This is a genomic window from Brotaphodocola sp., assembly GCF_050873365.1.
Lineage (GTDB): Bacteria > Bacillota > Clostridia > Lachnospirales > Lachnospiraceae > Brotaphodocola.
In genome coordinates this window covers 156,882-172,198 of the sequence record NZ_JBNMIQ010000003.1, presented here as the reverse complement: position 1 = coordinate 172,198, position 15,317 = coordinate 156,882, and the positions used below count along the sequence as shown (strand labels likewise).

Sequence of the window (15,317 nt, the reverse complement as noted above, 5' to 3'; positions counted from 1 at the left end):
TCCGCGAGGGTGCAAAGCGCCAGTGGCGCTTGTTATGCACCGACCGCAGTGGAACGGAGAAGCGCAGTGATTTTGATAAGAAGATGTCAGCAGAGCTGACCAAAATCACGCGCCAAGTCTCCGCGAGCGTCGACTTGAAAAATTACATTTGGGAATTTGAGACACAGGGAGGACAAAACGATGAATTTAAAGGGAAGAAATTTTCTGACACTGAAGGATTTTACACCTGAGGAGATTCTGTATCTGCTGGATCTTGCCGCAGATCTGAAGAAGAAAAAGAAAGAGGGCGTTCTTGTTGACCACTGGAGAGGAAAGAACGTTGCCTTGATTTTTGAGAAGACGAGCACGAGAACCCGCTGTTCGTTCGAGGTTGCCGCTCATGACATGGGAATGGGTACGACCTATCTTGATCCGACCGGTTCTCAGATCGGAAAGAAGGAGAGCATCGCCGATACCGCCCGCGTACTCGGCAGAATCTATGACGGAATCGAGTATCGTGGTTACGGTCAGGAGATCGTTGAGGAGCTCGCAAAGTACGCAGGTGTTCCGGTTTGGAACGGTCTGACGAATGAGTATCATCCGACCCAGATGCTCGCTGATATGCTGACGATCCGCGAACAGCTCGGCCGTCTCAAGGGCGTAAAGCTCGTATACATGGGTGATGCCCGTTACAACATGGGAAATTCCCTGATGGTAGTCTGCTCCAAGCTCGGTCTTCACTTTGTCGCATGTGCGCCGAAGAAGTACTTCCCGAATAAGGAGCTTGTCGCACAGTGCCAGGAGTACGCAAAGGCATCCGGCGGTACGATCACGCTGACCGAGGATGTGATGGAGGGAACCAAGGGCGCAGATGTCGTTTACACCGATGTGTGGGTATCGATGGGCGAGCCGGATGAGGTATGGACGGAGCGTATCAATGAGCTGAGCCCGTACAAGGTAACGATGGATGTGATGAAGAACGCAGGTGAGCAGGCAATCTTTTTACACTGTCTGCCGGCATTCCACGATCTGAAGACGAAGATCGGCAAGGAGATGGGCGAGAGATTTAACATCACCGACATGGAAGTGACCGATGAGGTATTTGAGGCACCGTGCTCAAGAGTCTTTGAGGAAGCTGAGAACCGCATGCATACGATCAAGGCGGTTATGGTTGCTACGCTTGGAGAGCAGGGATGATTTTGAGAGAAAAAAAGAGAAATCCGCGCAGTATGGCGATGATTTTGGATATGCTTCACATTGTGGTGGGAATCCTCGTCGTCGTCTGCGTGGTGCTGGCTTTCTTAGATCCGGTGAAAAACCGGATCTTGTTTCCGGCAGTGTTCTGGCTGGCGTCTTTTTTAAACGGAGTCAATGGCTGGTTTCGTTTTCAGTCGGCAGGACATGACCGGAGAGGCCGGACGGCAGGGCTTTTATATGGACTGCTTGCGGTATTTCTTCTGACAGTCGGGATCATCAGCGCTGTCAGTATCTGGAGGTAGAGAGTGAAGACAGAAATTTTGACATGTCTGAAGGAGACGGATGGCTACGTCTCCGGTCAGGAACTTTGCGACCGGCTCGGAGTGTCGCGCACAGCGGTCTGGAAAGTCATCGGACAGCTGAGAGAAGAGGGATATGAGATTGAGGCAGTCAGAAGCCGGGGATATCGTCTGTGCAGTGCCGGAGATGTGCTCTCAGAGGCAGAGATTGCGAGTGTGCTAGAGACGAAGAGCCTCGGACGGAATCTTCGGTTTTTCGATGAGATTGATTCCACGAACAACGAGCTTCGCCGGATAGCGGAGAATGGAGCGCCGGACGGGACTCTTGCGATTGCCGAGATCCAGACGGCAGGAAAAGGGCGCAGAGGGCGTGCATGGACTTCTCCGAGGGGAAGCGGAATCTGGATGAGCTTCCTCCTGCGCCCTGATTTTGCGCCGGAATACGCCTCGATGCTGACGCTTGTGACGGCGATGGCAGTGGAGAAGGGAATCCGTCAGCAGACGGGCCTTGACTGCCAGATCAAGTGGCCAAACGACATCGTGTTGAACGGGCGCAAGATCTGTGGAATTCTGACGGAGATGAGCACCGAGGAGGACAGCATTCGCTATGTCGTTGTCGGAATCGGCATCAATGTCAACACAAAAGAATTTCCGGAGGAGATCAGCAAGACCGCGACTTCGCTTGCGATTGAGACCGGTCATCCGGTTCGCCGTGCCCCGCTTGTCGCAAGCATCTTAAAAGCGTGGGAGGAGTACTACGAGACTTACAAGAAGACGCTGGATTTAAGCCTTCTGAAGGAAGAATACAATGCCCGCCTTGTCAATCTCGGACGCGAGGTCAAGGTACTTGCGCCGAAGGGCGATTATGTCGGAGTTTCAGGCGGAATCACGGACACCGGGGAGCTCATCGTCGAGGTGGACGGCGAGAAACGCGAGGTCATGTCGGGCGAGGTGTCTGTGCGAGGCGTTTATGGATATGTTTGATACGTTTAAGGACAGGCACAGCGAACACATGGAACAACAGTCTGAGGAGATTCTCACCCATCTCTACGACCGGATTCAGGTCGCAGAGAGCGAGGAAAAACCAATGTCGGAGGAGGAGCGTCTGCGCGCAGGAGTTCGTCCTCTGCTTGCTTGGTATGAGAAGAATCGCCGGATTCTCCCGTGGAGGGAGAACCCTGAGCCTTACCGCGTCTGGATTTCCGAGATTATGCTTCAGCAGACAAGAGTTGAGGCGGTAAAGCCGTACTTTGAGCGGTTTATGGAGGCGCTTCCGACCGTCGCAGATCTCGCAGAGGTCTCCGATGACCGGCTGATGAAACTCTGGGAGGGACTCGGCTATTACAGTCGTGCCAGAAACTTAAAAAAGTCGGCGCAGGTGCTTGTCGCAGAGCACGGCGGGGAGCTTCCCGCAGATCACGGAAAACTCCTGAAACTTCCGGGAATCGGAAGCTACACCGCAGGAGCGATCGCCTCGATTGCGTTTGGAATTGCAGTTCCGGCAGTCGATGGAAATGTGCTTCGCGTGATCTCGAGGCTGACGGCGAGCAAGGAGGACATCCTCAAACCGGCGACGAGGCGAAAAGTTGAATCGCTGGTTCAGAGTGTGATCCCGCAGGGGCGTGCAAGTGATTTCAACCAGGCGTTGATTGAGATCGGGGCAATCGTCTGTGTGCCAAACGGTGAGCCCAAATGCATGGTCTGTCCATTTGAGTCGCTCTGTCTGGCACATCGCCGGAATCTGACGGGGGAGATTCCGGTGAAGACGCCGAAAAAACAGCGCAGAATTGAGGAGCGCACCGTGTGCATCCTTGAAGATAAGGATCAGAGGATTGCGATCGGAAAACGACCGGATCAGGGGCTTCTCGCAGGGCTTTACGAGCTTCCGAATGCGGACGGACAGCTTGAGCCGGAGAGACTTGCCGAGGTCTTCGGGTTTGACCCGGGACAGGTCGTTGAGGTTGAGGTATTGCCTAAGACAAAACACATTTTTTCTCATGTCGAGTGGAGGATGATTGGATATCGGGTACTGCTTTCCGGAGCGGTTCCGGATCGCTTTCTTGCAGTGGGACGCAGGGAGCTGATGGAAACTTATCCTCTTCCGGGGGCATTTGCCGGGTATACAAAAGAGATTTTGAGAGAAACTGGAAAGTAGGTAATTTATTTCGTTGGGAATGAGTGAAGGGGATAAGATCAATAGAATCATGAGACGGGATCGATGAGATAGAATCATGCAGAAGAGTGACAGAGGCAGGTGACAGTATTATGAGCACAAAAAAACGAATGCTTTTTATCATTAATCCTAGGTCGGGCAGGGAGCGGATTCGCAGAAAACTTCTTGAAATTCTGGATCTCTTTTCGGCGGAAGGGTATCATGTACAGGTTCATGTGACGCAGGCACCGAAGGACGCGAAGAATACCGCATCGAAAGAGGGTGCGAAGTATGATCTGATTGTGTGCAGTGGAGGAGATGGCACGCTGAACGAGACCATCTCGGGAATTATGGAGATTGAGGAGAAGCGTAGACCGCAGATCGGATACATTCCGGGCGGTTCGACGAACGATTTTGCTTCGAGCCTGAAACTTCCCAAGCAGGTATATGAGGCGGCGCAGACCGCAGTCCGCGGAACCGCAGTGCCGATCGATATCGGTCTGTTCTGTGAGGACCGCTACTTTGTCTATGTCGCAGGGTTTGGCGCGTTCACCGAAGTTTCCTATATGACCCCTCAGGATCGGAAAAATGTTCTCGGTCATCAGGCATATATGATTGAGAGCGTGAAGAGCCTTGCCTCGATCAAGTCTTACCCGATGAAGGTGACCTGGGAGGAGGGCACGCTTGAAGGCGAGTTCATCTTTGGCATGGTGACGAACACGACGAGCGTGGGCGGATTCAAGGGATTGATTAACCAGAATGTCGCCCTCGACGACGGACTCTTTGAGGTACTTCTGATTCGCACGCCGAAGACTCCGCTCGAGCTGAGTGCGATTGTGTCGGGACTTTTCCTGAGTGACGAGCCGGACAGCGAACTGGTCTACAAATTCCGGACTTCCTCGATCGAGATTCAGGCGGAGGAGGAAGTCGACTGGGTGCTTGACGGAGAGTTTGGTGGAAGCCGGACGGAGGTCACGATCAAGAATCTTCCGCGATGCTTAAATATTCGCAGAGATTTGGATGTTTAGGGGAAAAAATGGAATAAAACCCTTAAAAAAACAAAAGAACTGAGAAAAAAATGTTGAAATCCGCAACCTGCTGTTATATAATGATTAGTTGTGTAGGAATTTATTATGCCATGGAATTTTCTTCTATGGCATATTTTGACCGTGCCGAACAGATGGCGGAAAAAGGTGATGGGAATCTGAAACTGTCAAGGGTCGGGCGGTTATGGCAGTAGAGAGGCGGAGATGAGCTCCGCTTTGACACTTCAAGCGAAAGGATGTTACTGTGGAAAAAGACAATTTTTTGGAAAAGCTGAAAAAGCTGGTGGAAGTTGCCAAAACGAAGCACAATGCACTGGATGTCACAGAGATCAATGATTTCTTTGTCGGCGATGATCTGTCTCCGGAGCAGATGGAACAGATTTACAACTACCTTGAGCAGAAACGGATTGATGTTGTCCCTGTAATCGATGATAACCTGCTGGCGGAGGAACCGCTTCTTCTTGATGATGATGACATCGACATGGACGACAGCTTCCTGAAAGATGGAGAAGATATCGAACTGGACGCAGTGGATCTTCTGGAAGGTATTGGCACAGAGGACCCGGTCCGTATGTATTTAAAGGAGATCGGTACGGTTCCGCTGTTGAGCGCAGATGAGGAGATCACTCTGGCAAAGCGCAAGGCAGAGGGCGATGAGCATGCGAAGGAGCGTCTGATTGAGGCGAACCTGCGTCTTGTAGTCAGCATTGCAAAGCGTTATACCGGACGTGGCATGAGCTTTTTGGATCTTGTTCAGGAGGGTAACCTCGGTCTGATCAAGGGCGTAGAGAAGTTTGACTATACGAAGGGATACAAGCTGAGTACATATGCGACTTGGTGGATTCGTCAGTCTGTGACTCGTGCACTTGCAGATCAGGCTCGTACAATCCGTGTGCCGGTTCATATGGTTGAGACGATCAACAAGATGTCAAAGATGCAGAGAAAGCTGACTCTGGAACTCGGCTATGAGCCGTCTGTGACAGAGCTTGCAGATGCACTGGAGATGTCTGAGGACAAGGTGATGGAGATCATGCAGATCGCAAGAGAGCCTGCATCCCTTGAGACCCCGATCGGTGAGGAGGATGACTCCAACCTCGGTGATTTCGTTGCAGACAACAACGTTGTGACCCCGGAGGGAAATGTAGAGTCTGTCATGCTCAGAGAGCACATCGATGCACTTCTGGGTGATTTGAAGGAGCGTGAGCGTCAGGTTATCGTCCTGCGTTTCGGTCTTGAGGATGGACATCCGCGCACTCTTGAGGAGGTCGGCAAGGAGTTTAACGTTACCCGTGAGCGTATCCGTCAGATTGAGGCGAAGGCTCTGCGCAAACTGCGCAATCCGGTGAGAAGCAAGCGGATTCGTGACTTCCTGTAAGTGTTGAAGTCTGAATGAAGTTAGATTTAGAATCTGAATGAAATTGGATTTAAAATTAGAAAAAGAATAAATACAGGTTTTCTAAAGATACTTAAAAACAGAAAAGAGCGTATAAGCGCAAAGGTATGGGGCGTGCAGATGAATCGCAGAAATTACCAGAAAGAACTGGAAAAGATCATAGAAGAAAACCAGAGCAAGAGCCGGGTTCCCCGGCTCTTGTTGCATAGTTGCTGTGCACCGTGCAGTAGCTACGTTCTGGAGTATCTGTCAAAGTATTTTGACATCACGGTGTTTTACTACAACCCGAATATTTCCCCGCAGGAGGAATTTGAGAAGAGGGTGGAGGAGCTTAGAAAGCTGATTGCAGAGCTTCCGGTGATCCATCCGGTGCATCTTGTGGTCGGTGCTTATGAGCCGGAGCGGTTCTATGAGATCAGCAAGGGCTATGAGAAGGTGCCGGAGGGCGGAGAGCGGTGTTTTCGCTGTTACCGCCTGCGCCTTGAGGAGTCCGCAAGACTTGCGTCAGAAGGGGATTTTGATTACTTTGCGACGACGCTTACGATCAGTCCGTTAAAGAACGCGCAGAAGCTCAATGAGATCGGTGAGGAGCTTGGGGAGATCTACAAGGTCGACCATCTGCCGTCCGATTTCAAGAAAAAGAATGGCTACAAGCGCTCTGTTGAGCTCTCGGCGGAGTACGGGCTTTACCGCCAGAATTACTGCGGTTGCGCCTTCTCAAAGGCGGAGGCAATTGAGCGAGAGGCGCGAATGCAGGAAAAGCAGGAGATGCAGGAGAAGTAAGAGACATTTTCTGAACGGAAAATTTGAACGGAAAATGCCGTATGATCCAGTGGTGGTAGCAGATTGACAACAAAATGACGGATTAATGGGTGTTTTAACTTGACACTTCGGGCAAATTGTAATAAACTTTTAATTAGAAATTCCGAGCTTATCCGCAGGAATTTGAGGGAGATATTATAATAAAAAAGGAGATTTTGAGCCATGCTTAGTAAAAAAATTACCGTAGTAAACCCGTCAGGACTGCATTTAAGACCAGCTGGTGTTCTGTCTCAGACCGCTATGAAGTTTAAGTGTGATGTTTTCATCGAGTGTGGAGAGAAGAAAGTTGTTGCTAAGAGCGTACTGAACGTTATGGCAGCAGGTATCAAGTCCGGCACCGAGATCAACCTGGTATGTGATGGCGAAGATGAGGCAGCTGCAATGGAGACCATCAGCAAGGCAATCGAGAGCGGACTGGGCGAGCTGTAAGAGCAACGCGCGGAAGCGATTTTTGGATTTGATTTTTTGAGTCAGTAAGTTTATTAAAAATGAGAGACAGGCTTTGTGGGCTTCGATGAAGAAGCGTGCAGAGCCTGTTTTTGTGTTGCCATCATTTCAAGTCGACGCTTGCGGAGACTTGGCGCGTGATTTTTGAAATCTTGGAATCTTTGATGCTCGCAGAGGTGCAGATTTTTCAAAACGGGAAAATTTCTCACCGAAGAAAATTAAGAAGATGCGCGGTAAGCGCACATCTGTCCGCATACTCGAACCGAAAAAGAACGAAAAGTCTGTCAACTTGAAATATAACTCAAAAAAACTCTGAAAAAGACAGATTATTAACTTTAGAATATTAAGTTCTCCAATTATCTGACAATTTCTTGCAAAAAAATGTTTACAAACGGAAAATCTTGTAGTATTATCATTATCATTAAAAATCACCAGCTGAAAAAAATTCCCATTATGCGAGATATGCGAGACCTGATGACTTTGACTTTATTTCGTTTCAGCTGGAAGCAAGCATTTTTAACCCCGCGAGTGTGCCACACAATCTAGTATCATTTCCCTATCCCCAAGGCGCACTCCCCAATCTCACACGGAAAGGAATTGAGCAATGGAGAGCGATCAGAGAACACAAAAAAAGGCTCCGGGTCTTTACGATCCCCGATTTGAGCATGACAACTGTGGTATCGGAGCAGTTGCCAATATCAAAGGTATTAAGACGCACAGAACGGTAGATCAGGCACTTCACATCGTGGAAAACCTTCAGCACCGCGCCGGAAAAGACGCAGAGGGCAAGACAGGTGATGGTGTCGGAATCATGCTTCAGATCTCCCACAAATTTTTCAAGAAGGTGACAAAGCCTCTTGGAATCGAGCTTGGCGGAGAGCGCGAGTACGGCGTCGGCATGTTCTTCTTCCCACAGGATGAACTTGCAAGAAATCAGGCGAAAAAGATGCTCGAGATCATCGTGAAGAAGGAGGGACTCAAGTTCCTCGGCTGGCGTGATCTCCCGACTCACCCGGAACTGATCGGTGACAAGGCAGTTGCAAAGATGCCTTATATTGTTCAGGGTTTTATCGGAAAACCGGCAGATGTGGAGAAGGGACTCGACTTCGATCGCCGTCTCTATGTTGCTCGCCGTGTATTTGAGCAGAGTAACGATGACACCTACGTCGTATCGATGAGCAGTCGAACGATTGTATACAAGGGCATGTTCCTCGTGAAGGAGCTGAGACTCTTCTTTGAGGATCTTCAGGACCCGGATTATGAGTCTGCAATCGCGACGGTTCACTCCCGTTTCAGCACGAACACGAACCCAAGCTGGATGCGTGCCCATCCGAACCGTTTCATCGTCCACAACGGTGAGATCAACACGATTCGTGGAAACGTCGACAAGATGATGGCGCGCGAGGAGAACATGGAGACGAAGTTCTTCAAGTCCGACATGTACAAGGTGCTCCCGATCATCAACCAGGAAGGTTCCGATTCCGCGATGCTCGACAATGCGCTCGAGTTCATGGTGATGAGTGGCATGGAGCTTCCGATGGCAGTCATGATCATGATCCCGGCTCCGTGGCAACACGACAAGTCGATGCCTCAGGAAGTAAAGGATTTCTACCGCTACTATGCAACGATGATGGAGCCGTGGGATGGCCCGGCTTCGATCGTATTCTCTGATGGTGATGTGATTGGTGCCGTGCTTGACCGAAATGGTCTGCGCCCGTCCCGTTACTACATCACCGATGACGATCAGGTGATCCTCGCTTCCGAGGTCGGCGCAATCGACATTGAGCAGTCTCATGTTGTGAAGAAAGAGCGCCTGCGTCCGGGCAAGATGCTCCTGATCGATACCGTGAAGGGCGAGCTTGTCGGAGATGAGGAGTTAAAGAATCGTTACGCTTCCCGCCAGCCTTACGGTGAGTGGCTTGATTCTAATTTAGTCGAGCTGAAAAACCTGCCGATCCCGAACAAGGGTGTGCCGGAGATCACGAAAGATCAGCGCGCAAGACTTCAGAAGACCTACGGTTACACTTACGAGCAGTACCGCACGATGATTCTTCCGATGGCGCTCAACGGCGCTGAGGCAGTTTCTGCGATGGGTGCAGACAGCCCGCTTGCCGTGCTCTCCAAGAAACATCAGCCGTTGTTTAACTACTTCAAACAGCTCTTTGCTCAGGTAACGAACCCGCCGATCGACTCGATCCGTGAGGAGATTGTCACCTCGACGACTGTCTATGTCGGCGAGGAGGGAAATGTCCTCGAGGAGAAACCGGGCAACTGCCACATCCTGAAAGTGGAGAACCCGATCCTGACCTGTACCGATCTGTTAAAGATCAAGTACATGAACAAGCCGGGATTCAAGGTTGAGACGATCCCGATCACTTATTATAAGAACACTTCCCTTGAGAAGGCAATTGAGAGACTTTTCCTCGAGGTTGACCGTGCACACCGCGACGGCGTGAACATCATCATCCTGTCCGACCGTGACATCGATGAGAATCGTGTTCCGATCCCGTCCCTGCTTGCCGTATCTGCTCTTCAACAGCACCTCGTAAAGACAAAGAAGCGCACCTCGATGGCACTGATCCTTGAGAGTGGAGAACCGAGAGAGGTTCATCATTTCGCAACGCTTCTCGGCTACGGCGCGAGTGCAATCAACCCGTATCTGGCACAGGAGTCTGTTCACTACCTGATCGAGTCAAAGATGCTCGACAAGGATTACTATGCAGCAGTCGATGATTACGATTCCGCAGTTCTTCACGGAATTGTCAAGATCGCATCGAAGATGGGTATCTCGACGATCCAGTCGTATCAGGGTGCTCAGATCTTTGAGGCAATCGGTATTTCCAAGGACGTTGTGGACAAGTATTTCACCGATACCGTGAGCCGTGTCGGCGGTATCACGCTCGAGGATATTGCAAACGATGTGGATGCCCTGCATTCAAGTGCATTTGATCCGCTCGGTTTGAACTCCGATCTGACACTTGAGAGCGTCGGAAGCCACAAGGAGCGCGCCGGACAGGAGGAACACCTCTACAATCCGCGCACGATCCATCTGCTTCAGCAGGCTGCATGGACGAACAGCTACGAGATCTTCAAGGAGTACAGCCATGTGCTCAATGAGGAGGAGCAGACCGTCAACCTGCGTAGCCTGATCGATTTCAAGTTCGATGAGAACGGCGGTATCCCGATCGATGAGGTCGAGAGTGTTGACTCGATTGTGAAGCGTTTCAAGACCGGAGCAATGTCCTACGGTTCAATCTCCCAGGAGGCACATGAGACTCTCGCGATTGCGATGAACCGTCTCGGCGGTAAGTCAAACACCGGTGAGGGCGGTGAGAGCCTTGAGCGTCTCGTTCCGGGTCCGAAGAACAACAACCGTTGTTCCGCAATCAAGCAGGTCGCTTCCGGACGTTTCGGTGTCACCTCCCGTTACCTCGTGAGTGCACAGGAGATCCAGATCAAGATGGCTCAGGGTGCAAAACCTGGTGAGGGCGGTCAGCTTCCGGGCGGAAAGGTTTACCCGTGGGTTGCAAAGACACGTCACTCAACAACCGGTGTAGGTCTGATTTCCCCGCCACCGCATCATGACATCTACTCGATCGAGGATTTGGCACAGCTGATCTACGATCTGAAAAACTCGAACACGAGAGCAAGAATCTCCGTCAAGCTCGTATCGGAGGCCGGTGTCGGAACCGTCGCTGCCGGTGTTGCAAAGGCAGGTGCACAGGTTATCCTCGTATCCGGTTTCGATGGTGGTACCGGTGCTGCTCCGAGAAACTCGATCTACAATGCAGGTCTTCCGTGGGAGCTCGGTGTCGCAGAGGCACACCAGACGCTGATCATGAACGGACTGCGTGACAAGGTTATCCTTGAGACAGACGGAAAGCTGATGACCGGTCGTGATGTCGCAATCGCAGCCATGCTCGGCGCAGAGGAGTTTGGTTTTGCAACCGCTCCGCTTGTGACGATGGGCTGTGTGATGATGCGTGTCTGCAACCTCGATACCTGTCCGGTCGGCATTGCAACGCAGAATCCGGAGCTGAGAAAACGCTTCAAGGGCAAGCCGGAGTACGTTGTGAACTTCATGCACTTCATCGCGCAGGAGCTTCGCGAGTACATGGCAAAACTTGGAATCCGCACCGTCGATGAGCTCGTTGGCCGTACCGACCTGCTCAAGAAGAAGGATCACATCCCGAGCGTCCGCGCAAGCAAGGTTGATCTGTCGAATATTCTGAACAATCCGTATGAGGGAGAGCCTCTGCGCGGTTATCACGATAAGATTGAGTATGACTTCAAGCTCGACAAGACGATCGATGAGCAGGTATTCTTGAAGAAACTCAAGAGCGCACTGATGAATGGTCAGAAGAAGGGACTTCAGGTTGATGTCTCCAACGTTGACCGTGCACTCGGAACGATCTTCGGATCAGAGATCACCCGCCATTATCCGGATGGACTGCCGGAGGATACATTCACAATCCAGTGTAGCGGAAGCGGTGGACAGAGCTTCGGTGCCTTCATCCCGAAGGGTCTGACGCTTGAGCTTGTCGGAGACAGCAACGACTACTTCGGTAAGGGTCTGTCAGGCGGAAAGCTCGTCGTTTACCCGCCGAAGGGCGTACAGTTCAAGGCAGAAGACAACATCGTGATCGGTAACGTTGCCCTTTACGGTGCAACGAGCGGTAAAGCGTTCATCAACGGTGTTGCCGGTGAGCGTTTCTGTGTCCGCAACTCTGGTGCGACCGCTGTTGTCGAGGGTGTCGGTGACCACGGCTGTGAGTACATGACCGGTGGACGCGTTGTCATCCTCGGAACAACCGGAAAGAACTTTGCAGCGGGCATGAGCGGTGGTATCGCCTATGTTCTGGATGAAAAACGTGATCTCTATAAGAGACTCAACAAATCTCTCGTTTCTCTCGAGGAGGTAACAAACAAGTACGATGTTCTTGAGTTAAAGGAAATGATTCAGGAACACGTCGCTTACACCAACTCGGAAAAGGGCAAATACATCCTTGATCATTTCGGAGAGTATCTGCCGAAGTTCAAGAAGGTAATGCCACATGATTACCGCCGGATGCTCAACACGATTGTCCAGATGGAAGAAAAGGGACTGAGCAGTGAGCAGGCACAGATCGAGGCATTCTATGCCAACATGAGAAAGTAGGGAGGAGAGAGAACATGGGAAAGCCAACAGGATTTTTAGAGTATGACAGAGCCAATGGCAAGGCTGTGGCTCCATTAGAGAGAATTAAGAACTTCAATGAATTCCATGCCTCTCTGTCAGAGGAACAGCAGAGAAAGCAGGGCGCGCGCTGTATGGATTGTGGCGTTCCGTTCTGCCAGTCCGGCATGGTACTTGGCGGAATGGTTTCGGGCTGTCCGTTAAACAACCTCTGCCCGGAGTGGAACGATCTGGTCTACACCGGAAACTGGTCTCAGGCATACAATCGTCTGAAAAAGACGAACAGCTTCCCGGAGTTCACGAGCCGTGTCTGCCCGGCTCCGTGTGAGGCGGCATGTACCTGTGGTCTGAACGGAGATCCGGTCAGCATCAAGGAGAATGAGCATGCGATCATCGAGCGCGCATATGAGACGGGAGAGGCAGGTCCGTGCCCGCCGAGAATGCGCACCGAGAAGCGCATTGCAGTCATCGGTTCCGGTCCGTCCGGACTCGCAGCCGCAGATCAGCTGAACAAGCGCGGTCACAACGTAACCGTGTTTGAGAGAGAGGATCGCGTCGGCGGACTGCTGATGTACGGCATCCCGAATATGAAACTCGAGAAGTCTGTGATCGATCGCAAGATTGAGGTCATGAAGGCGGAGGGGATCCGCTTTGTGACCGGCGCAGATGTCGGCAAGAATTACAAGGCCGGACGACTCAAGAAAGAGTATGACAGCATCATTCTTGCATGTGGAGCATCGAATCCGAGAGATATTCAGGTTCCGGGCCGTGAGGCGGAGGGCATCTATTTTGCAGTTGATTTCCTCAAATCCACGACAAAGAGCCTGCTGAATTCCAACCTCGAGGATGGCAACTACATCTCCGCAAAGGATAAGCATGTCATCGTCATCGGTGGTGGTGATACCGGAAATGACTGTGTCGGAACTTCGATCCGTCACGGTTGTGCATCCGTCACCCAGCTTGAGATGATGCCGAAGCCTCCGGTTACCCGCACCGCAAGCAACAGCTGGCCGGAGTGGCCGAGAATCCTCAAGACCGACTATGGTCAGGAGGAGGCGATCGCGGTCTTTGGAGAAGATCCGCGTGTCTACCAGACGACGGTCAAGGAGTTTATCAAGGATGAGACTGGAAAAGTCTGCAAGGCAGTCCTGATCAATCTCGTTCCGCAGAAAGATCCGGAGACCGGAAGAAATCTGATGGTTGCAGTCGAGGGTTCTGAGCGCGAAGTACCGGCAGATCTCGTGCTGATCGCAGCAGGATTCCTCGGAACCCAGGAGTATGTGGCAAATGCGTTTGGTGTGGAGTTAAATGCTCGCACGAACGTTGCGACGGAAGCTGGAAAGTATGCGACAAATGTCGAGAAAGTCTTCGTTGCAGGAGATATGCACCGCGGACAGTCCCTCGTTGTATGGGCAATCCATGAAGGACGAGAGGTCGCAAAAGAGGTGGATAAGTTCTTGATGGGATATACAAACCTCGCGTAAATAGCGTAAGAGCCGGGAGAAAGAATTCTTTCTCCTGGCTCTTTTTGGGTTGGGGTTTGTATTTATTTATGGCAATAGCATGAGATTTTAGACTTCTTTTAATTTTCTTACCACCTCATCTCCAACTTCGGAAGTAGTTGCGGTACCACCCATATCTGGTGTGAGGACTTTCTTCTCGTTTACAACGTCGTAAATGATCTTCACGATGCGGTCAGCCCAGTCTTTCTCACCTAAGAATTCAAGCATCAAGGCGGAGGACCAGATCGAAGCGAGCGGGTTGGACTTGCCCTGACCGGCGATATCCGGTGCGGAACCGTGTACCGGCTCGAACATGGACGGGAACTTTCTCTCCGGGTTCAGGTTTGCGCTTGCAGCCAGTCCCATTCCGTTTGAAACTCCGGCAGCCAGATCCGTCAGGATGTCGCCAAACAGGTTCGGAGCTACGACGATCTGGAATCTCTTCGGGTTCTTGACGAGTGTCATCGCAGCTGCATCCACGAGCAGGGAATCGGTCTCGACATCCGGATACTCCTTTGAGATCTCATTGAAGATGCTGTCCCAGAATACCATGGAATACTGCATTGCGTTGCCCTTTGAGATGCTGGTCACTTTCTTGTGTTCCTTGCGTGCAAGTTCAAATGCGTAGCGGATGACGCGCTCACAGCCGTGTCTGGAGAAGACGCCGTCCTGAATGACAACTTCGTGAGGTGTTCCCTTGTAGAGCCATGCGCCGGCACCGGCGTACTCGCCCTCGCTGTTCTCGCGGATGACCTTGATTTGCACATCCTCTTTCTTGATTCCCTTTAATGGGGAGAGATCCGGGTTGATCAGCAGGGACGGACGGTAGTTGATGTACTGGTCGAACTCTTTTCTGATCTCAACGAGCAGACCCCACAGTGAGATGTGATCCGGTACGCCTGGATATCCGACTGCGCCGAGAAGGATCGCATCCGACTTGCTCAGCTTCTCAATGCCATCCTTCGGCATCATTTCTCCGGTCTTTAAGTAGTACTCACATCCCCACGGATACTCGGTGAAGTCGAATTTCACGGACTTATCGAGCTCTTCGAGTGTCCGGAGAACTTTGAGGCTCTCCTCGGTTACCTCTGTTCCAATTCCATCGCCAGCGACCACTGCAATCTTGTAAGTTTTCTTGTTTTCCATACGTTTCTTCTCCTTTTCATGATGATTAATGATTGTTTAAATACATTCTGTTCATGTGAATTTGAAACTTAAAAACGATGACCTGAACGATTTGGTAGCCTCATTATCTAACAGATCGGTGGATTTGTGAAATTATCTTTTTTTAAGAGTTCATAACC

At 51.2% G+C, this 15,317-nt stretch carries 12 protein-coding genes; 11 read left to right on the top strand and 1 reads right to left on the bottom strand.

Annotation, left to right across the window (positions count from 1 at the left end):
* The 11 genes from ACR0QT_RS03020 to ACR0QT_RS02970 all read left to right on the top strand — a co-directional run.
* On the top strand, positions 1–230 hold a 230-nt coding region (locus ACR0QT_RS03020; RefSeq protein ID WP_432629421.1), incomplete at its 5' end, for a hypothetical protein.
* Positions 181–1,176 (top strand): ornithine carbamoyltransferase, encoded by a 996-nt coding sequence (gene argF / locus ACR0QT_RS03015; RefSeq protein ID WP_432629420.1) that lies wholly within the window; start codon positions 181–183, stop codon positions 1,174–1,176. The genes ACR0QT_RS03020 and argF, both read left to right, overlap by 50 nt.
* Positions 1,173–1,478, top strand: a complete 306-nt coding sequence (locus ACR0QT_RS03010) for a DUF6637 family protein (protein WP_177976899.1) — start codon at positions 1,173–1,175, stop codon at positions 1,476–1,478. The genes argF and ACR0QT_RS03010 overlap by 4 nt, the downstream gene beginning before the upstream one ends.
* Positions 1,479–1,481: 3 nt before the next feature.
* Positions 1,482–2,459: a biotin--[acetyl-CoA-carboxylase] ligase gene (locus ACR0QT_RS03005; protein ID WP_432629419.1), complete on the top strand. Its 978-nt coding sequence runs from the start codon at positions 1,482–1,484 to the stop codon at positions 2,457–2,459.
* A 28-nt stretch (positions 2,460–2,487) separates the two neighbouring features.
* Positions 2,488–3,630, top strand: a complete 1,143-nt coding sequence (mutY, locus tag ACR0QT_RS03000) for an A/G-specific adenine glycosylase (RefSeq protein WP_432629428.1) — start codon at positions 2,488–2,490, stop codon at positions 3,628–3,630.
* 110 nt (positions 3,631–3,740) lie between these two features.
* Complete coding sequence (locus ACR0QT_RS02995) at positions 3,741–4,655, top strand: diacylglycerol/lipid kinase family protein (RefSeq protein WP_432629418.1); 915 nt, start codon at positions 3,741–3,743, stop codon at positions 4,653–4,655.
* 262 nt (positions 4,656–4,917) lie between these two features.
* Complete coding sequence (rpoD, locus tag ACR0QT_RS02990) at positions 4,918–6,048, top strand: RNA polymerase sigma factor RpoD (RefSeq protein WP_177976895.1); 1,131 nt, start codon at positions 4,918–4,920, stop codon at positions 6,046–6,048.
* Between the two features lie 138 nt (positions 6,049–6,186).
* A complete protein-coding gene (locus tag ACR0QT_RS02985; protein WP_432629417.1) occupies positions 6,187–6,849 on the top strand; it encodes an epoxyqueuosine reductase QueH in 663 nt (220 codons plus the stop codon).
* 201 nt (positions 6,850–7,050) lie between these two features.
* A complete protein-coding gene (locus ACR0QT_RS02980; RefSeq protein WP_177976893.1) occupies positions 7,051–7,317 on the top strand; it encodes an HPr family phosphocarrier protein in 267 nt (88 codons plus the stop codon).
* A gap of 622 nt (positions 7,318–7,939) precedes the next feature.
* Positions 7,940–12,493 carry a glutamate synthase large subunit gene (gltB, locus tag ACR0QT_RS02975; RefSeq protein WP_432629416.1) on the top strand — a complete coding sequence of 1,518 codons (4,554 nt, stop codon included), beginning with the start codon at positions 7,940–7,942 and terminating at the stop codon, positions 12,491–12,493.
* A 14-nt stretch (positions 12,494–12,507) separates the two neighbouring features.
* Positions 12,508–13,995, top strand: coding sequence for a glutamate synthase subunit beta (locus ACR0QT_RS02970; protein WP_432629415.1), 1,488 nt, complete (start codon positions 12,508–12,510; stop codon positions 13,993–13,995).
* 87 nt (positions 13,996–14,082) lie between these two features.
* Here ACR0QT_RS02970 and ACR0QT_RS02965 read toward each other — a convergent pair whose 3' ends face one another.
* Positions 14,083–15,159 (bottom strand): tartrate dehydrogenase, encoded by a 1,077-nt coding sequence (locus ACR0QT_RS02965; RefSeq protein ID WP_432629414.1) that lies wholly within the window; start codon positions 15,157–15,159, stop codon positions 14,083–14,085.
* Positions 15,160–15,317: the final 158 nt, after the last annotated feature.